This window comes from Actinomadura vinacea, from assembly GCF_039532545.1.
In the GTDB taxonomy this organism is placed as follows: Bacteria; Actinomycetota; Actinomycetes; order Streptosporangiales; family Streptosporangiaceae; genus Spirillospora; species Spirillospora vinacea.
In genome coordinates, this window is record NZ_BAAARW010000002.1 from 369,279 (window position 1) to 388,651 (window position 19,373).

A 19,373-nucleotide genomic window follows, 5' to 3' on the forward strand; every position below is an offset into this window, starting at 1 on the left:
GGGTCCCGTGGAGTTCCAGCAGATGGCCTCGTTCCTCGCCGTGGCCGAGGAGCACAACTTCAGCAGGGCCGCGGACCGGCTGGGCGTCGCACAGTCCTCGGTCAGCCTCCAGATCAAGGGGCTGGAACGGGATCTCGGCCTTGAGCTGGTGTCCCGTTCGTCCCGGCCGGTCCGGCTGACCCCCGCCGGCGAGGCGTTCCGCGGCGAGATCAGGCGGGTGCTCGAACTGGCCGACGTCGCCGTCGAGACGGCGCGGTCGGTCGCCGAGGGCCGCAGCGGCGGGCTCCGCGTCGGCTTCAACTTCGCCGCGGGCCAACTGGTGCTGCTCGGTGCGCTGCGGCGCATCAGGGCCGAGCACCCGGGCCTGCGGGTGGATCTGAAGAGCGCGCAGAGCGGGCCGCAACTGCGCGCCCTGGCCGACGGCGGGCTGGACGTCGCGCTGGTGTTCGGCGCGCCGTCGCGGCCCGGATGGCGGTCGACGCAGATCCAGCGGGTGGACCTGATGGCCCTGGTGGGCGAGGAGCACCCCTGGTCACGCCGGGGGAGGGTGAGTTTCCGCGAGCTGGCGGGGCAGTCCTGCGTGCTGTTCGGCCGCGAGCAGTGCCCCGCGATGTACGACGAGATCCAGGCGGTCGCCGCGCGGACCGGGACGCGGCTCGACGTCGCGGAGGAGAGCAACGACCCGCTCGCCACCGCCGTCATGGTGCGCGCGCGGGGGCTCGTGGGCTTCACCTCCGCTCCCCGGTGGGACCAGAGCGTCCGCGCCGGGCTGGTCACCGTGCCGCTGGCCGATCCCACCCCCAGCCTGCCCGTTCACGCGGTCTGGCGGACCGGGACGGCCACCGGGGCCGTCGCGGTGTTCCTGCGCTGCCTCCGAGGCCCGGGCACGGCCGGAGCGGCGACGAACGACAGGGAAACCCATGCCCCCTCATGAACAGGAGCCGACAGTGCGGGAATACTCGGTCGAGGCGCTGGTGGAGATCGCCGACGACGACACGTTGACCGACATGGCGTACGCCTGGGCGCACGCCGACCCCGACCGGGCGGTGCTCGACGAGGTGACCTGCGGGCGGTTCGCCGGGATGGTCCGCGCCCAGGCCAAGGAACTGATCGCGGCAGGTGTGCGGCGCGGCGACCGGGTGGTGGTCCTCGGCCCGACGAGCGTGGCGTGGGCGGTCGCCGACTTCGCGGTGCTCAGCGTCGGCGCGATCACCGTGCCGATCTATCCCACGGCCTCGGCCGAGCAGATCGACGCCGTGCTGCGCGACGCCCGGCCGGCCGCCTGCTTCACCGTCCCGGACAAGCGTGCGCTCGTGGCCGGTGCGGTCCGGAGTGAGGTCCGGGTGTGGACCCTGGGAGAACCCGCCGAGGGCATCGGGGTGGACCTGCCCGACGCCGTCGTCGACGAACGGAGAGCGGAGGTCGGCGCCGACGACATCGCCACCATCGTCTACACCAGCGGCACCACCGGAACGCCCAAGGGCTGCGTGCTGACCCACCGCAACATCCTCGCCGCCGCGGGCAACGTGGTCGCGCTGCTGCCCGAGCTCTTCCGCGGGACGGATGGAGGGGACCGGCCGTCCACGCTGCTGTTCCTGCCGCTCGCGCATGTGTACGGGCGGGTGGTGCTCTTCGGCTGCGTGGCCGCCGGGACCAGGACGGGGCTGGTGGGGAGCCCCAACGCCCTCCTGTCCGCGCTGCCGTCGTTCCGGCCGACGTTCCTGGTCGGCGTCCCGTACATCCTGGAGAAGATCCGCAAGGCGGCGCGGGCGCGGGTCGGGGAGGGGCCGGACGGCGAGGCCGGAGCGTGGGTGCGCGGCCTCCTCGGCGGCAGGCTCACGCACATGATCTGCGGTGGCGCCTCGCTCGACGCCTCCACACTGGACTTCTTCACCCGGACGGGGCTGACCGTTCTCGGCGCGTACGGCCTGACCGAGACCACCTCGACCGTCACCATGAGCGCCCCGTCGGCCAACCGGCCCGGCTCGGTCGGCAGGCCGGTGCCCGGCACGACGGTCGCGGTGGCCGAGGACGGTGAGATCCTGGTCCGCGGTCCCCAGGTTTCCCCCGGCTACTGGCCGGACCATGCCGGGGGCGCTCCGGACGAGTGGGTGCGCACGGGCGACCTGGGCGAGCTCGACCAGGACGGCTATCTGCGCATCACCGGCAGGCGCAAGGAGATCCTGGTCACCAGCGGAGGCAAGAACGTCGCCCCGGCGCCCTTGGAGGACCGGCTGCGGCTGCACCCGCTGGTGTCCAACTGCATGGTCGTCGGCGAAGGCAGACCGTTCGTCACCGCGTTGGTGACGCTCGACCGGACGGCGCTCGGCGAGTGGCGGGGAAGCGACCTGGACACCGAGATCGCCGCCGCGGTCGACTCCGCCAACGCGCTGGTCTCGCGGGCGGAGTCGATCCGGCGGTTCCGCGTCCTGGAGGGCGACTTCACCGTCGAGGGCGGCCAGTTGACCCCGTCACTGCGGCTGCGGCGCGCGGTCATCGAGAAGGAGTACGCGGCGCACATCGAAGCCATGTACCTGCACTGACCGGCTCGACTGACCGGTATGGACTGAGCGCGAAGGGCGCCTGAACGGTCAGGCGCCCTTCATCCAGCAGACGTAGTCGAGGTCCACCTTGCCGACGAGGGTGTCCTGGTCGTCGTGCAGCAAGGCCTTCCCCGTCATCTCGTGACGGGAGTCGCCCGTCCCGGCGAGGATCGACTCGACGACCGCCTCGTCCACCGTGCCGATGGCCCTGATCCGGCCGGAGGCCGGGCGCAGGAAGCTGACCTTGCTCTCGCGCAGCACGAAGCTCTGCACCTGCGCGAAGCGCCGCGCGACCGCGCCGGAGAACGCGCCCGCGCAGGCGACCTCGGCCGCCAGGAACATCGCGCCGGCGTGGACGGTGCCGAGGTGGTTGCGCATCTCGGGCCTGTCGGCGACCTCGGCCACCGCCCGCGCGTGCGCCAGCTCGGTCACCCGGACGCCGACGTGGTTGTTGAACGGCACCACCGAATCGACCATCAGGCGAATCCGCTCGTAGTCGGCCGCGCCGCCGGCGAATGCCGCCTGCGCCTGCAGGATCTCCGCTGAGAACTTACTCTTTGGGGGCATGCCCATAATCTCCGGCAGCATTCGGGAACAGCGGGTTAACCGGTGCTGCACACTACGGGAATCACCCCGATGTGAATGGCGCGATTGGAACGGCAGATAGTCATTGAACCCCGCTCCGCCGCTCATTATAAAGAAAAAGCGAGAATATTGCGGCGATCGTGGGAGTCAAGCAATGTATGACGCAATTGTCGTCGGCGCGCGGTGCGCGGGGTCTCCCGTGGCCATGCTGCTCGCCCGGCGCGGCCACCGCGTCCTGCTGGTCGACAAGGTGACCCAGCCGAGCGACACGGTGTCCACGCACTACATCCAGCAGTACGGCCTCCGCAAGCTCAAGGAGTGGGACCTGCTCGACACCCTCGCGGGCACCGGTGTCACCCCCATGCGGCGGATGACGATCTCCTACCGGGACTCCCTGATCGAGGGCTTCGCCGACCCGCTGGACGGCATCGACGTCACCTACGCGCCCCGGCGCACCGTGCTCGACCCGATCCTGCTGGAAGCCGCCGACGCGGCGGGCGCCGAGGTCCGGCAGGGCCACGCCGTGCGCGAACTGATCGTTGAGGACGGGCGGGTCGCGGGCGTCCAGGGTGCCGACGGCACGCGGGACCGGGCGAGCGTGGTCATCGGCGCCGACGGCAGCGGCTCCCTGGTAGCCCGTCAGGCGGGCGCCGAGATCTACCGCAGCCTGCCCGCCGAGTCGTTCGTCTACTACTCCTACTGGTCCGGCCTGGACATCCACTTCCACAGCCGCATCGGGGTGGACCAGCAGGTCGGCGCGTGGCCCACCGGCGACGGCGGGACGCTGATCGCGATCATGAAGCCGCTGAGCCGCTGGGACGAGTTCCGGAGCGACGTCGAGGGCAACTTCCTGCAGGTCGTCAAGGACGTCGTGCCCGACATCGCCGAGCAGATCGCGGGCGGCGGCGAGCGGACCGAGCCCTTCCACGGCATCCGCTACCCCGACAACTACTACCGCCGCTCCCACGGTCCCGGCTGGGCACTGGTCGGGGACGCCGGCTACCACAAGGACCCCATCACCGGGCAGGGCATCAGCGACGCGTTCGTGCACGCCGAGCTGCTGGCCGACCGGCTGCACGAGGGCCTGGCGGGGGAGCGCCCCATGGCCGAGGCGCTGGCCGACTACGAGCGGGAGCGCGACGAGCGCACGCTCTCGGCGTTCAAGTTCGCGGCCACGATCGGCGCGCTGAAGCTGCCGCCCGAGCTGGAGGCGGTGTTCAACGCGCTCGGCCGCGAGCCCGAGTACGCCCGCGACTTCTTCAACCTCATCGCCGGCGCCATCACCGGCGAGCGGTTCTTCGCCCCGGAGAACGTCGCCCGGATGATCGGGGCCGCGAAGTGACGATCGAGCTGATGACCATCGGCGACAGCTTCGCCGAGGGCCGCGGCGGCGACACGCTGCCCGACGGCACGTTCCGCGGCTGGGTCCCGCAGCTCGCCGAGCGGCTGGACCTGCGCGAGGTGAGCAACCTGGGCGCCTTCGGCGCCACGACCCAGGACGTCGTGGACCGGCAGCTCGCCCAGGCGCTGAGCTGCGACGCGCCGCTGTACGGCGTCACCGTCGGCGGCAACGACCTGGTGGCCCGCGACTTCGACCCCGAGGTCTTCCGCGGCAACCTGCGGCACACCCTGACCAGCCTCACGCTGCGCGGCGCGCGGGTCTTCACCATCAACTGGCCCGACATCCCCGGCAAGGTCCCCGGGCTGTCCGACGGCAAGCGCCGCGCCCTGCGGCTCCGGTTCGCCGACGCCAACGACTTCATGAACAAGCTCGCCGCCGAGCTGGGCGTGCTCTGCTACGACATGGTCGACACCGCTCTGACCAGGGACCCCGCGATGTGGGCCCCCGACGGCATGCACCCGAGCCCGGCCGGACACCAGGTCATCGCGGCGGAGTTCGCCGCCCTGCTCGAAGGACGGCAGTGAACAACCAGATAGCCATCGTCGGCGTCGCCGGCCTGTTCCCCATGGCGCGCGACCACCGCGACTTCTGGCAGAACATCGTCGACGCCGCCGACTGCGTCGAGGACGTGCCCGCCTCCCGCTGGCGGGTCGAGGACTACTACGACCCCGATCCGGACGCGCCCGACAAGACTTACAGCACGCGGGGCGGCTTCGTGCCCGACGTGGCGTTCGACCCGCTCGAATGGGGGCTTCCGCCCAACCAGCTCGAGGTCACCACCGCCGTCCAGATGCTGAGCCTCATGGTGGCCCGCGACCTGCTGCGCGACGCGAGGGCGACCGGTTCCGACTGGTACGATCCGGCCCGCACCGGCGTGGTGCTCGGGGTCGCGGGGCCCACCACGCTGTCGCATCCGCTGGCCGCGCGGCTGAGCACCCCCGTGCTCAAGTCGGTGGTGCGCAGCTGCGGCCTGAGCGAGCAGGACGCCGAGGAGATCGCGTCCCGCTACGTCGAGGCGTTCCCGCCCTGGGAGGAGAACTCCTTCCCCGGCCTGCTCGGCAACGTCATCGCCGGCCGGGTCGCCAACCGGCTCGACCTCGGCGGCATGAACATGACCGTGGACGCGGCCTGCGCCAGCTCCCTGTCGGCGGTGCACGTCGCGGTGAACGAGCTGGCCTCCGGCCGGGCCGACATGATGATCACCGGCGGCTGCGACACCGAGAACTCGATCTTCGGGTACATGTGCTTCAGCAAGACGCAGGCGCTCTCCCGATCGGGCCGGATCCGCCCGTTCGACGACGACGCCGACGGCACCCTGGTCGGCGAGGGCATCGGCATGCTCGCGCTGAAGCGGCTCGCCGACGCCGAGCGCGACGGGGACCGGGTGTACGCCGTGATCCGCGGCATCGGCGCCTCCAGCGACGGCCGGTACAAGAGCATCTACGCGCCGCGCGCCGAAGGCCAGGCGGTCGCGCTGCGCCGCGCGTACGACGACGCCGGCTGCTCGCCCGCGTCCATCGGGCTGTTCGAGGCGCACGCCACCGGCACCCGCGTCGGCGACAAGACCGAGCTGACCGCGCTGAGCGAACTGCTGAGCGAGGCCTCGACCGAGAAGCGGTTCGCCGCGATCGGCAGCGTGAAGTCGCAGATCGGGCACACCAAGGGCGCCGCAGGCGCGGCCAGCCTGATCAAGCTGGCGCTGTCGCTCTACCACAAGACGCTGCCGCCCACGATCAACGTCGACCGGCCCAACTCCGCGATCGACCTCGCCGACGCCGGCTTCTACCTCAACACCTCCACCCGCCCGTGGATCACCGACCCGCGCCGTCCCGTCCGGCGGGCGGCCGCGTCCGCCATGGGGTTCGGCGGCACGAACTTCCACGTCGTCGTGGAGGAGGCGGACGCCGACCGGGCGCGCATCCGCACTCAGCACAGCACCGCCCGGGCGCACCTGTGGCACGCCCCCGACCCTGCCGCACTGCTCGACCTGCTGCGCTCGGGCGCCGCCCCGTCCACCGGGCCCGTCCCGTCCGGCCACGCCCGGGTGGGGTTCGCCGCGCTCGACGACGCCGACCGGCTGCGCGACCTGGCCGTCGAACGGCTCACCGCCGACCTCGACGCCCCGGCGTGGACGCACCCGGCAGGCGTGCACTACCGCCGGACCGCGCTGCCCGACCCCCGGATCGGCGCCCTATTCGCCGGGCAGGGCAGCCAGTACGTCGACATGGGCCGCACGACCGTCCTGAACAACCCCCTGGTCGGCGGCGCCTTCGACGAGGCCAACGCGGCATTCGCCGACGGCGGCCGGACCCTCGCCGAGGTCGTCTTCCCGCCGGCCTCCTTCGACGGCGAGACTCCCGCCGAACGCGAGGAGGCCCTGCGCCGCACCTCGCTCGCCCAGCCCGCCATCGGCGCCCTCGCCGCCGGACAGTTCCGCTTCCTGACCGCACTGGGCCTGACCTGCTCGGCGTACGCGGGACACAGCTTCGGCGAGCTCACCGCGCTGTGGGCGGCGGGATCGCTGGACGACGCCGCGTACTTCTCCCTCGCACGGGCGCGCGGCCTGGCGATGGAGCCGCCGCAGGAGCCCGGCTTCGACGCCGGCACCATGCTGGCCGTCCCGGCGAGCCGCGAGACGGTCCTCGACCTGCTCAGCGAGCACCCAGAGGTCGCGCTCTGCAACCACAACGCCCCCGACCAGGTGGTCGTCGGCGGGCTCACGGCCGCGGTCGCCGCGGTCGCCGCCGAGTGCGAGCGGCGCGGCATCGACGCCAAGCCGCTGCCGGTCGCCGCCGCCTTCCACACCGACCGGGTCGAGCACGCGGTGGAGGCCTTCCGCGAAGCGCTGTCCGGGGTCGACGTGCGCGCGCCGGAGAGCCCGGTGTTCGCGAACTCCGCCGGCGCCGCCTACGACGCGGACGTGGAGGCCAACCGCGCGACCCTCGCCGAGCAACTGCGCGAGCCGGTCGAGTTCGTGGACGTGCTGACCGGGATGCGCGACGCCGGCTGCACCGTGTTCGTCGAGTTCGGCCCCAAGTCCGTGCTGACCCGGCTCGCCGAGCGCACCCTCGGCGAGGACGTCATCGCCATCGCCACCGACCTGGGCCCCAAGGTCGACGGAGACCTGGCGCTGAAGCGCGCCGCCGTCCGACTCGCCGTGCTCGGCGTACCCCTCAGCGACATCAACCGTTTCGACGCCGACCCCCTGCCCCGGGCCGACCCGACGGGCATGACCGTGACGCTGAACGGCCGCGACTTCGTCCCCGAGGACCGCAAGGCCGCCTACGAGGCCGCACTGGACGGCTCCTACCAGGTAGCCCTTCCCCCTCGACCCGCCGTGCCCGCTCCCACTCCTTCTCCTTCTCCAATGCCCGCCGCGTCCCCGGCCGACGGTCTCCGCGAGGTCGCCGACCGCCACCTGGACCTGCACACCCGGTACGTCGAGGGCCAGCTCCGCATCGCCGACGGCCTGGTCGACGCCCTGCGCCGCTCCGAAGACCCGGCGACGCACTCGGCGGTCGAGGCCATCACCGAGCACAGCCTCGCGATCGGCGACGCGCACGTCCGGGTCAACGAGATCCTCTCCGCGCTGACCGAGATCGAGTTCACCCGCACGGCACCGGCACCGGCACCGGCACCGGTGCCCGAGCAGCCTCCCGTCCCCATTGCCGCCGCCGACCCGGGCGCAGCGTCGAGCGCGCCCGCGCTGCTCCCTTCCCCACCCCCCGAGCCCGAACCGGTAGCGGCGGCACCCGCGGCGGACGTGCTCTCCACGCTCATCAATGTCGTCGCGGAGAAGACCGGGTATCCCACTGAGCTGGTCGATCCCACGATGGATCTTGAGGCTGATCTGGGGATCGACTCGATCAAGCGTGTGCAGATTCTGGGGGCGTTGCAGGAGGCGTTTCCGGGGCTGCCGGTCATCACTCCGGCGCAGGTGGGTGAGCTTCGTACTCTGGCCGACATCGTGGAGTTCGCCTCTGAGGCAGGAGAGCCGGTAGGCGCGTCTGCGCCTGCGTCGGGTGATGTGCTTTCCGCGCTGGTCGATGTGGTCGCGGAGAAGACCGGGTATCCCACTGAGCTGGTCGATCCCACGATGGATCTTGAGGCTGATCTGGGGATCGACTCGATCAAGCGTGTGCAGATTCTGGGGGCGTTGCAGGAGGCGTTTCCGGGGCTGCCGGTCATCACTCCGGCGCAGGTGGGTGAGCTTCGTACTCTGGCCGACATCGTGGAGTTCGCCACGGCGGGGGAGCGGACGGCGCCGGCTGTCCGGGAGGCCGGCCCGACCGGGATCGAGCGGTTGCGGCTGGAGCTCGTCCCGCTTCCCGCGGTCGACCGTGCGGAAGGCGCGTACGCCGACGAGCCGGTCGCCGTCATCGACGGGGACGGGGATGAACTGGCCGAGGAGCTGGAGCGCCAGGGCTGGCGGGTCGTCAAGCTGACGCGGCCGCCCGGCGCCGGTCTGTCCGACTGGGACGGTGCCGCGGTCGAGCGGCACTTCGCCGCGCAACTGGCCGAGGCGGGCAGGGTCGACCTGTGCCTGACCGTCCTTTCCGGGAGCGGCTCGTGGCACCCGAACGTGCGGTCGCTCGCGGACACGATCCTGCTGGCCAAGCACATCTCCGGACGGCTGGCCGAGGTCGCCGGAGAGGGCACGAGGGCGTCGTTCGTCGCGGTCACCCGGCTGGACGGGGCGCTCGGCCACGAGGGCACCGAAGACCCCGCGGCCGCGCTGCACGGAGGGGTGGCGGGCCTGGTCAAGACGCTCCGCCACGAACGGCCCGAGGTGTTCTCCAGGGTCGTGGACCTGTCGCCGGGCGCCGCGTGGGAGCAGGTGCTCGCCGAGATCGAGGACGCCGACACGGCCACGGCCGAGGTCGCCGTCGACGCCGGCGGCTCGCGCCGTACGCCCCGGCTGGTCGCCGCCGAAGGCGACGGCGCGGCCGGGGAACTGGCCGATGACGACGTCATCGTGGTGACCGGCGGGGCGCGCGGCGTCACCGCGGCCTGCGTGCGGGCCCTGGCCTCGGGAGGACGCGGCGAGTTCATCCTGCTCGGCCGCACCGAACACGGTGCCGTGCCCGCTTGGACCACCGGAGTGACTGAGCCGGAGCTCAAGGCCGAGCTGATCGAGTCCATGCGCGCCGACGGCGCGGTCCCCGCTCCCCGGGACGTCGAACGGCGGTTCCGGGAGCTGCTCGCCCGACGTGAGATCCAGGAGACGCTCGACGCGGTCGACGCCACCGGCGCGCGGGCGCGTTACATCGCCGTGGACGTCACCGACGCCGATGCCGTGCAGGCGGCGCTGGCGGACGACGCGCCCAGGGTGACCGGGCTGGTGCACGGGGCGGGCGCGCTCGCCGACGCGCTGCTGGCCGACAAGACGCCCGAGGACGTCCGCACGGTCCTCGGGGCGAAGCTGACCGGCCTGCGCGCCGTGCTGGACGCTCTGGACACCGCGCCGCTGCGCCATGTCGTGCTGTTCGCCTCCGTCGCCGGGGTCTACGGCAACGCGGGCCAGGCCGACTACGCCGTGGCCAACCAGGCCCTGGGGCGGCTCGCCGCGAGCTGGAAGCGTGCCGCGCCCGAGCGGCGGGTCACGGCCATCGACTGGGGCGCGTGGGACGGCGGCATGGTCACGCCCGATCTGCGGGAGGTGTTCCGCGCCCGGGGCGTGGCGCTGCTGCCGCTCGACGAGGGCGCGGCGAGGTTCGCCGAGCAGTTCTCCGCCGGCCGCCACGACGACGTCGAGGTGCTGATCGGCCAGGCCGGGGCGCTGGCCGCGCCGCCGGAGGCGGGGCCGGGCCGCAAACTGCTGGCCCGGCGCGACCTGACAGGGCTGGGCGAGGCACCGATCATCGGGGACCACCGCATCGGCGAGCACCCGGTGCTGCCCGCCTCGGCCGCGCTCGGCTGGATGATCTACACGCTGGAGCGGGCCCATCCCGGGCTGAGCGTGATCGAGGCGCGCGGGTTCGACGTGCAGCGCGGCGTGGTGTTCGACGGATCCGAGGAGCCCGCGTACCGGCTCTCGGCGGAACCGGGCGAACGCGACGCCGACGGGCGGCTGGTGGTCACCGCCGCCGTGCTCTCCAACGTCGACGCCGCGCCCCAGTCGCACTACCGGGGCACGTTCGTCCTCGCGCCGAGTCCCGCGCCCGCTCCCGCGCCGTCCGGCCAAACCGGGTACGCGCTCGGTGAGGGCGAGGAGAACGGCCTGCGCGCCTATGCCGACGCCGACCTCTTCCACGGGCCGCTCCTGCAGGGCGTGCGCAGGCTGCTGGAGCGCGAGCCCCGCAGGCTGGTGGCCGAGTGCCGGCTGCCCGACCCTCCGCTCGCCCGCGGCGCCTATGCCGGTGCGCTGCACAGCCCGGTGCTCGGGGACGTCGTCCTCCAGGCCGCGGCGGTGCTGGGCGTGTGGTTCATGGACGCGGGCTGCCTGCCGCTCGCCTTCAAGAGCTGGGAGTTCTTCGAGCCGCTGCCCGGCGGCGCGCCGTTCGTCGTGGTCGTGGACAACCTGCGTGACGCGCCCATGACGGTCACGGTGGACGTCTCCGTCCGCGACGCGGACGGCCGCGTCCTGCAGCGGCTCACCGATGTGACGGTGGTGGCGACGCCCGACATGCGGGCGAAGTTCGCCGAGGCGGTGCGGCGGCGCGGTGTCGCCGCGGAAACGGAGAAGGCCCGATGACCACGACCGCGGACGACGACCTGCTCGCGTTCGAGGGCGAGGCGTTCCACTTCGACGTCGGAGCCTTCGACGTCGAGCCGCAGCCCGCCCGCCCGGCACGGCCCGGTCCCTCCGGTGTGCGCGGCCCGGACGCCGTGGCGAGAGTGGCGGGCAGGCTGCGGGACCGCGTGGCCACGGCGCACGCCTCCGCGCTGGCCGCGCAGGAGGCGCTGCAGCGACTGCGCGTCGCGGCGTTGACCACCGCGCCCATGCCGGAGGTGCCCGCCGCCGACCTCGCCCGGCCCCGGGCGGTCGCCCCTGTCCTGGGAACCTTCGTGGTGACCATGGAACGGACCGGCGGCGACGGGCTCGCCATCGTCGCCACCCCCATCGAGGCGAGGCCGCGCGAGCTCCCTCGACCCGCCACCACGGAGGGCGCGTTCAAGCCGCTCGCCCGCACCGGAGCCGAGCGGCTCGGCCCGGACGACCTCGACCGGCTGCGGTCGGGCGACGTCGCCGGGGTCTTCGGCGCCGCGTACGACCAGGACGGCTGCAATCCCGGAATCCGGCTGTTCACCACCGGCCACGGGATGCTCGTCGAGGTCGGTGAGACCACCAGGCGCGCGGGCCGCTGGCACCACGGCCGGATGCGCGCGGCGTGCGCGCTGCCCGGTGCGGCGTCGGACGCGGTGCGGGCGGTGGCCGAGGCCGCCGCCCAGGCGGCGCAGGTCTTCGCGCTCAACCTGGGCCTGCATCTGTGCCTGGCGGGCACGGCGTTCGCGCCGCGCGGCTGCGAGGTCGAGCTGGTCGGGCCGATCGAGCCGGGAGAGCACGAGCTGGAGCTCGAGATCTCCGACGTGGACCTGATCCCCCGGCCCTGGCTGACCGCGGAGGCGGAGCTGCGCGCGGGCGGCGCGACGGTCGCCCGGGTGCACGGCCTGCGGCTGGAGATCAGGGAGGGTGAGGGCGTCCCGGTCGGCCCCGGCGAGGGCGGGGTGGTCCCGGGCTTCCTCGGCCGCAAGAACGCCGCCGGCGAGCGCGCCCTCCTGGGCGAGTTCCACATGATCCACAGCTCCCGGGGCGACCTGGCGGTGACGCTCGGTCCCGAGTTCGCCCGGACGGCGGGGCGGCGGGCCACCCGGATGCCCGCGGGCGGCCTGCGCCTGTGCGACCGGCTGATGCGGGTGGAGGGCACCAGGCACCGGCTCGACCACGCCCGGGGAGAGAGCGAGTACGACTCCCCGGCCGACTCCTGGTACTACCTCGAGACCGCCAACTCCTCCATGCCCAACGTGATCTACATGGAGACGTCGCTCCAGTCCGCCCTGCTGCTCGGCTACTACCTGGGGGCCACGCTCACCGACCCGGAGGAGGACTACAGCCTGCGGAACCTCGACGGGACCGCCACCGTGCTGCGCGAGGTCGATCTGCGCGACAAGACGATCAGGCAGCGCTCGGAGCTCCTCGGCACGAGCGTGCTCAGCGGGGCGGTGCTGCAGAACTTCGCGTACGAGCTGAGCGTGGACGGCGAGCCGTTCTACAAGGGCGAGTCGCTGTTCGGGTTCTTCTCCGAGCAGGCCCTGGCCAACCAGACGGGACTGGACGGCGGGGCGTACGTGCCGACCTGGCTGGAGCGCCAGGAGCGGCCGCCAGCGACCCGCACGATCAAGGTGGGGCCCGCGGGCTCGACCGGCCACCTTCACCTGCTCGACGAGATCGAGGTCGCCGACGGGGCGGGCGAGCACGGCCGCGGCTACCTGCGCGCGGTCCGCCCGATCAGCGGACAGGACTGGTTCTTCCGCCGGCACTTCCATCTCGATCCGGTCATGCCGGGCTCGCTCGGCGTGGAAGCGGTCGTCCAGGCCCTTCAGGAGTGGCTGGTCGACTCCGGGCTCGCCGCCCACCTGGTGGACGCGCGGTTCGTCCTTCCCGCGGGCCTGCCGATGAGCTGGCGGTACCGCGGCCAGATCCTGGCCTCCGACGGGCAGATGACCGTGGAGGCGCACATCAAGGATGTGATCCAGGACGACGAGAGCGTCCGCGTGGTGGCCGACGCGAACGTGTGGAAGCCGCACCTGAGGATCTACGGCCTCGAGAACGTGGGCGTGGAGCTGCGAGGAGCCCGGACATGACCCTGGCCAGAGTCCCCGACGAGATCTACGCGGTCCTCGCCGACCTGGACCGTCCCTGCTTCGTCGTCGACCGGGAGGGCATGGCCGTCACCGGTGACGAGCGGGCGGCCCGCGCAGCCGGCTCGCGGGTGCTGGCCGCCGCGCCGCCCGTCGCGCCGGACCGGCTCGGCTCGGCCTCGTTCCGCCGCGACCACGGCGTGCGGCACGCCTACATGGCGGGCGCGATGGCCAACGGCATCGCCTCGGTGCCGCTGGTGACGGCGATGGCGAGGGCGGGCTTCCTGGCCTCGTACGGCGCCGCGTCCAACGCGCCCGCCACGGTGGACGCCGCGCTCGCCGACATCAGCCGGCAGGCGGGCGGCGCGCCGTTCGCGTGCAATCTGATCCACAGCCCGAGCGAACCGGCGCTGGAGAGGTCCACGGTGGACCTGTGCCTGCGGCACGGGGTGCGGTGCGTGGAGGCCTCGGCCTTCCTGGACCTGACCCCGCAGATCGTCCGGTACCGGGTCCTCGGCCTGCGCCGAGGGCCGGACGGCGCGGTCCGGACCGGGCACCGGGTGATCGCCAAGGTGTCGCGCGCCGAGGTCGCCGAGCGCTTCATCAGGCCGGCGCCCGAGCCGATCCTGCACGATCTGGTCGCCGCCGGCGAGATCACCGCGGAGCAGGCCGACCTGGCGCGGCGGGTGCCGATGGCCGACGACGTCACGGCGGAGGCCGACTCGGGCGGGCACACCGACCGGCGGCCGCTGGCCGTCCTGCTGCCCGAGCTGCTGCGGGTGCGCGACGCCCTGCAGGCCGAGCTGCGCTACCGGCACCCCGTGCGCGTCGGCGCCGCGGGCGGCATCGGCACCCCGGAGGCGGCGTTCGCGGCCTTCGCGCTCGGCGCCGCGTACGTCGTCACCGGCTCCATCAACCAGGCGGCCGTCGAGTCGGGGCAGTCCCCGGCGGTGAAGCGGCTGCTGGCCGCCGCGGACGTCACCGACTGCGAGATGGCGCCGTCGTCGGACATGTTCGAGCTCGGCGTGGACGTCCAGGTCCTCAAACGCGGAACGATGTTCCCCGGGCGGGCGAAGAAGCTGTACGAGCTGTACCGGGCCTGCGGCGGCATCGACGACATCCCCTCCGCCCAGCGCGCCGAGCTGGAGACCAGGATCTTCAGGCGTCCGCTGGACGAGGTCTGGCGGGACACGGTCGACTACTTCTCGGATCGCGACCCGGCCCAGATCGAACGGGCTGAGGGCGACCCCAAACGCAGGATGGCACTGGTCTTCCGCTGGTACCTGGGCCTTTCGTCCCGGTGGAGCATGGCCGGCGAGGCCGGCCGGGCGCCCGACTACCAGGTCTGGTGCGGTCCCGCGATGGGCGCGTTCAATTCCTGGGCCGCGGGCAGCCGGCTGGCGCCCGTGGAGAACCGCCACGTGGCCGAGCTCGCCGCGCAGATCATGCGGGGCGCCGCATTCCACAGCCGGGTCGCGGGGCTGCGATTCGCCGGTGTGCGGCTGCCGGCGCGCGGCACCGCCTACCGTCCCGTCCCCGCGTCCGACCCCGCGTCCGACCCCGTGTCCGGTCCTGAATCCGCCGCCGTTCTCGAAGGGAGTCCGCGATGAGCTCGCACTGGTTGCTGTGTCCCGGCTGCCGGGAAATGGTCTACGGCCGGGCGTTCGAGCGCGCGGCCCGAGTGTGCCCGCACTGCGGGCACCACGCGCCGCTGAGCGCCCCCGAACGACTCGGCCGCCTCCTCGACGAGGGGTCGATGGAGCCGCTCGCCTTCGCCGTGCCCGACGCGGACCCGCTGGACTTCGAGGACAGCGAGCCGTACCGGGAACGGTTGCGCAGGACGCGCGAGCGCACCGGGCTGGACGAGGCGGTGGCCTGCGCGCGGGGCACCCTCGGCGGGCATCCCGTGGTCGTCGCGGCGATGGACTTCGGCTTCATGGGCGGGAGCCTGGGCACGGCCGTCGGCGAATCCATCACGCTCGCCGCCGAGCTGGCGCTGCGGCGGCGGACCCCGCTGATCATCGTGACCGCGTCGGGCGGCGCGCGGATGCAGGAGGGGGTGTTCTCCCTGATGCAGATGGCCAAGACCAGCCAGGCGCTCGCGCAGCTGGACCAGGCGGGCGTCCTCACCGTCACCGTGGTCACCGACCCCACCTACGGCGGCGTGGCCGCCTCGTTCGCGACGCTCAGCGACATCATCGTCGCCGAACCGGGCGCGCGGCTCGGGTTCGCCGGGCCGCGGGTCATCGAGCAGACCATCAAGCAGTCGCTGCCCGAAGGGTTCCAGACCGCCGAGTACCTGCTGGAGCACGGGATCGTCGATGTGATCAGCCCGCGCGACCGGCTGCGCCCCACCCTGGCCGCGCTGCTGTCGGTGGCCACCCGGCGTCCCGCCGACGCCCCGGTGGCCGACGCCCCGGAACCCGCCGTGATCACCGATCCCGGCGCGCTGCCCGAACTGCACCCGTGGGACGCCGTGCGCGCCGCGCGGGACCTAGGCAGGCCGTCCACGCTCGACCACATCGCCATGATGACCGACGGGTTCGTCGAGCTGCACGGCGACCGCCGGAGCGCCGACTGCGCGGCCATGGTCGGCGGACTCGCCCGGCTCGGCGACATCCCCGTCATGGTGATCGGCACCCAGAAGGGCGGCACCGCCGCCGAGCTCGTCCGGCGCAACTACGGCATGCCGGCCCCGGCCGGATACCGCAAGGCCGCCCGGCTCATGCGGCTGGCCGCCAAGCTCGGGCTGCCGGTGGTGACGCTCATCGACACCGCGGGCGCCTACCCCGGCCTGGAGGCCGAGCAGGACGGCCAGGCCGTCGCGATCGCCGAGAACCTGCGTCTGATGGCCGGCCTGCCCGTGCCGACGGTCGCCGTCGTCACCGGCGAGGGCGGCAGCGGCGGCGCGCTCGCGCTCGCCGTGACCAACCGGGTGCTGATGTGCGCCAACGCCGTCTACTCGGTGATCAGCGCGGAAGGCTGCGCGGCGATCCTGTGGAAGGACCCCGCGGCCGCGCCGCGCGCCGCCGAGGCGCTGCGGGTGGACGCCCGGCAGCTGCTCGAACAGGGCGTGATCGACGGCGTGGTGCCCGAGCCCGAGGGCGGCGCCGGCGCCGCCCACGCCGCCGCCGCGGCGCTGCGGCGGGCCCTGACCGCCACGCTGCGCGACCTGATGCCCCTGGACGCGATGAACCTCGTGGTCGACCGGCATGCCAGATTCCGCGGGTTCGGCGCCGTACCCGCGACCGAGAGGAAGACCGCGTGACGACCCCCGCCTCCGCCCCCGCCGAACAGGTGCTGTCGGCCCTGCGCGAGCACGCCGTCGCGCTGGCCACCGCGACCGCGCACCCGCCGAGCCGGGTGCGGATCACCTCGGGCGACGCCTCGATCGAGATCGACTGGGACGAACCCGCGGGCGGCGCGGCCGCGCCCGCCGGACCGCCCGCGCCCGCCGTGATCGATGACGGCGGCGTCGATGACGGCGGCGTCGAGAAGATCGCCGCGTCGACCGTCGGCGTGTTCTACCACGCACCCGAACCCGGCGCGCCGCCCTTCGCCGCCGTGGGCGACGACGTCTCGGCCGGTCAGCAGGTGGGGATCATCGAGGCGATGAAGCTCATGATCCCGGTGACGGCGGACCGGGCCGGGAAGGTGCTGGAGGTGCTCGTCGCCGACGCCACCGCCGTCGAGTACGGCCAGCCGCTGCTCGCCCTGCTCCCGGCGGAGATCGCCTGATGGCCGGCACCGTGCTCATCGCCAACCGGGGCGAGATCGCGCTCCGCGTCGCCCGCACGTGCCGGCGCCTCGGCCTGCGCACCGTCGCCGTCTACTCCACGGCCGACCGCGACTCGGCCGTGGTGGCGTTCGCCGACGAGGCCGTCCACATCGGGCCCGCGCCCGCCAGGTCCAGCTACCTCAACATTCCCGCCGTCATCGAGGCGGCCCGCATGACCGGCGCCGACGCGATCCATCCCGGATACGGGTTCCTCTCCGAGAACCCCGACTTCGCCGAGGTGTGCGAGGACGAGGACATCGTCTTCGTCGGCCCGCCCGCGCCGGTGATGCGGCGCCTCGGGGACAAGGCCACCGCCCGCGCCATGATGGTCGACTCCGGGCTCCCGCTCCTGCCGGGCAGCACCGAGGCCGTCGAGAGCGCCGGCGACGCCGCCGGGCTGGCCGGCGAGATCGGCTATCCCCTGATCATCAAGGCGGTGGCGGGCGGCGGCGGACGCGGCATGCGCATCGTCCACGACCCCGGCGAGCTCGACGCCGCCTACCGGGAGACCAGGGCGAACGCCCAGGCCGTGTTCGGCGACGGCCGGGTCTACGTCGAGCGCTACCTGGAGTCGGCCCGGCACGTCGAGATCCAGGTGCTCGCCGACCGGTACGGCCACGCCGTCCACCTCGGCGCGCGGGACTGCTCCGTCCAGCGGCGCCACCAGAAGCTGGTCGAGGAGTCGCCGGCGCCCGGCCTCGACCCGGCGATCGTGGCCGAGATGGGCGAGGCCGCCCTGCGCGCCACGCTGGCCGCCGGGTACGTCGGGGCGGGGACGTTCGAGTTCCTCGTCGACGCCGCCGGGCGCTACTACTTCATGGAGGTCAACTGCAGGCTGCAGGTCGAGCACCCGGTGACGGAGATGGTCACCGGCCTCGACCTGGTGGCAGAGCAACTGCGCGTCGCGGACGGGGAGAAGCTCGGCTACGAGCAGGCGGACGTGGCCTTCGACGGATGCTCCATCGAGTGCCGCGTCAACGCCGAGGATCCCGCGCGCGGGTTCGCGCCCACGCCGGGCGAGCTCACCGAGGTCTCCCTGCCGGGCGGGCCTTTCGTCCGGGTCGACACCCACGCCCACACGGGCTACCGCGTACCCGCCGCGTACGACTCGCTGCTGGCCAAGGTCGTCGTGTGGGCGCCGGATCGTCCGGCCGCCATCGCGCGGATGCGCACGGCCCTCTCGGAGCTGGTCGTGCGCGGCCCGGGCGTGGCGGTCACCGCCGGGTTCCTGCACGATCTCCTGGACGATCCCCGCTTCAGGGCCGCCACGCACGACACCTCGCTCGTCGGGAGCAGCACGTGAACGCGGACGTGAACGCCGGCGTGAACGAGATGCGGCTGCACGCCCGGGAGATCATCGCCGAGGGAGTGGCGCTGCTCGACCTGCGCGACCCCCGCGGCGCGCCGCTGCCGGCCTGGGAACCCGGCGCGCACATCGACCTGATCATGGGCGACGTCGTACGCCAGTACTCCCTGTGCGGCGACCCGGCCGACCGTTCCCGCCATCTCGTGGCCGTCCTGCTCGAACCGCGGGGCAGAGGCGGATCGGTGCTGGCCCACGGCCTGGCCCCCGGCGCGACGGTCGGCGTTCGCGGGCCGCGCAACCACTTCCCGCTCGTGCCCGCCGGGCGTTACCTGTTCCTCGCCGGGGGCATCGGCATCACGCCGCTGGTGCCCATGCTCGCGGCCGCCACCGCGCGCGGGGCTCCCTGGCGCCTCGTGTACGGCGGGCGCAGCGAGGCGTCCATGGCCTTCCGCACCGACCTGACCGGCCGGTACGGCCCGCGCGTCGCCATCCGGGCGGGCGGCCTGATCGATCTCGACGCCGAGCTCGGCACCCCGCTCCCGGACACCGCCGTCTACTGCTGCGGGCCCGAACCGATGCTCGCCGCCATCGAGAAGGCGTGCTCGTCCTGGCCTCCCGGCGCCCTGCACATCGAGCGCTTCACACCCAAGTCCGTCCCGGCGCCCGAGCCGCGGTCGGCGTTCGAGGTGGAACTGTCCGCCTCGGGCCGCACCCTGTCCGTTCCCGCCGACCGGTCGCTCCTGGCGGTGCTGGAGCAGGCGGGGGTGCAGGTGATGACCTCATGCGAGGAAGGAACCTGCGGCACCTGCGAGACCCGGGTGCTCGACGGCGTGCCGGACCACCGCGACAGCGTGCTCAGCGAGGCCGAACGCGCCGCGGGCACGTCCATCCTGGTGTGCGTCTCCCGCGCCAAGACCCCGCGCCTGGTCCTGGACTTGTGAAGAGTGACGGGCTGTC

12 protein-coding genes are annotated in these 19,373 nt (G+C 73.3%); 11 read left to right on the forward strand and 1 reads right to left on the reverse strand.

The features are described 5' to 3' along the window. Positions 1-7 precede the first annotated feature (7 nt). Both ABD340_RS03590 and ABD340_RS03595 read left to right on the forward strand, forming a co-directional pair. Positions 8-934 (forward strand): LysR family transcriptional regulator, encoded by a 927-nt coding sequence (locus ABD340_RS03590; protein ID WP_344586931.1) that lies wholly within the window; start codon positions 8-10, stop codon positions 932-934. Between the two features lie 13 nt (positions 935-947). Further along, entirely contained in the window at positions 948-2,543 is a 1,596-nt protein-coding gene (locus tag ABD340_RS03595; RefSeq protein WP_344586932.1) for an AMP-dependent synthetase/ligase, read from the forward strand. 48 nt (positions 2,544-2,591) lie between these two features. Here the strand turns inward: ABD340_RS03595 and ABD340_RS03600 are convergent, their stop codons facing one another. Continuing rightward, on the reverse strand, positions 2,592-3,110 hold the full coding sequence (locus ABD340_RS03600) for a PaaI family thioesterase (protein WP_344586933.1): 519 nt from the start codon (positions 3,108-3,110) through the stop codon (positions 2,592-2,594). Between the two features lie 172 nt (positions 3,111-3,282). Between ABD340_RS03600 and ABD340_RS03605 the strand changes: the two genes are divergently transcribed. The 9 genes from ABD340_RS03605 to ABD340_RS03645 are packed head-to-tail and all read left to right on the forward strand — an operon-like array spanning position 3,283 to position 19,357. Then, positions 3,283-4,470 carry an NAD(P)/FAD-dependent oxidoreductase gene (locus ABD340_RS03605; RefSeq protein ID WP_344586934.1) on the forward strand — a complete coding sequence of 396 codons (1,188 nt, stop codon included), beginning with the start codon at positions 3,283-3,285 and terminating at the stop codon, positions 4,468-4,470. An 11-nt stretch (positions 4,471-4,481) separates the two neighbouring features. After that, on the forward strand, positions 4,482-5,054 hold the full coding sequence (locus ABD340_RS03610; protein ID WP_344586935.1) for an SGNH/GDSL hydrolase family protein: 573 nt from the start codon (positions 4,482-4,484) through the stop codon (positions 5,052-5,054). Further along, positions 5,051-11,224, forward strand: coding sequence for an SDR family NAD(P)-dependent oxidoreductase (locus ABD340_RS03615; RefSeq protein ID WP_344586936.1), 6,174 nt, complete (start codon positions 5,051-5,053; stop codon positions 11,222-11,224). Before ABD340_RS03610 ends, ABD340_RS03615 begins: the two co-directional genes overlap by 4 nt. After that, positions 11,221-13,335 (forward strand): hotdog family protein, encoded by a 2,115-nt coding sequence (locus tag ABD340_RS03620; protein WP_344586937.1) that lies wholly within the window; start codon positions 11,221-11,223, stop codon positions 13,333-13,335. The genes ABD340_RS03615 and ABD340_RS03620 overlap by 4 nt, the downstream gene beginning before the upstream one ends. Beyond that, positions 13,332-14,942 carry a PfaD family polyunsaturated fatty acid/polyketide biosynthesis protein gene (locus ABD340_RS03625; protein ID WP_344586938.1) on the forward strand — a complete coding sequence of 537 codons (1,611 nt, stop codon included), beginning with the start codon at positions 13,332-13,334 and terminating at the stop codon, positions 14,940-14,942. The genes ABD340_RS03620 and ABD340_RS03625 overlap by 4 nt, the downstream gene beginning before the upstream one ends. Continuing rightward, entirely contained in the window at positions 14,939-16,600 is a 1,662-nt protein-coding gene (gene accD / locus ABD340_RS03630) for an acetyl-CoA carboxylase, carboxyltransferase subunit beta (protein WP_344586939.1), read from the forward strand. Before ABD340_RS03625 ends, accD begins: the two co-directional genes overlap by 4 nt. Then, a complete protein-coding gene (locus ABD340_RS03635) occupies positions 16,597-17,070 on the forward strand; it encodes an acetyl-CoA carboxylase biotin carboxyl carrier protein (protein WP_344586940.1) in 474 nt (157 codons plus the stop codon). Before accD ends, ABD340_RS03635 begins: the two co-directional genes overlap by 4 nt. After that, positions 17,070-18,413: an acetyl-CoA carboxylase biotin carboxylase subunit gene (locus tag ABD340_RS03640; RefSeq protein ID WP_344586941.1), complete on the forward strand. Its 1,344-nt coding sequence runs from the start codon at positions 17,070-17,072 to the stop codon at positions 18,411-18,413. Before ABD340_RS03635 ends, ABD340_RS03640 begins: the two co-directional genes overlap by 1 nt. Continuing rightward, positions 18,410-19,357 carry a PDR/VanB family oxidoreductase gene (locus tag ABD340_RS03645; protein ID WP_344586942.1) on the forward strand — a complete coding sequence of 316 codons (948 nt, stop codon included), beginning with the start codon at positions 18,410-18,412 and terminating at the stop codon, positions 19,355-19,357. Before ABD340_RS03640 ends, ABD340_RS03645 begins: the two co-directional genes overlap by 4 nt. The last annotated feature ends 16 nt before the right edge of the window (positions 19,358-19,373 follow it).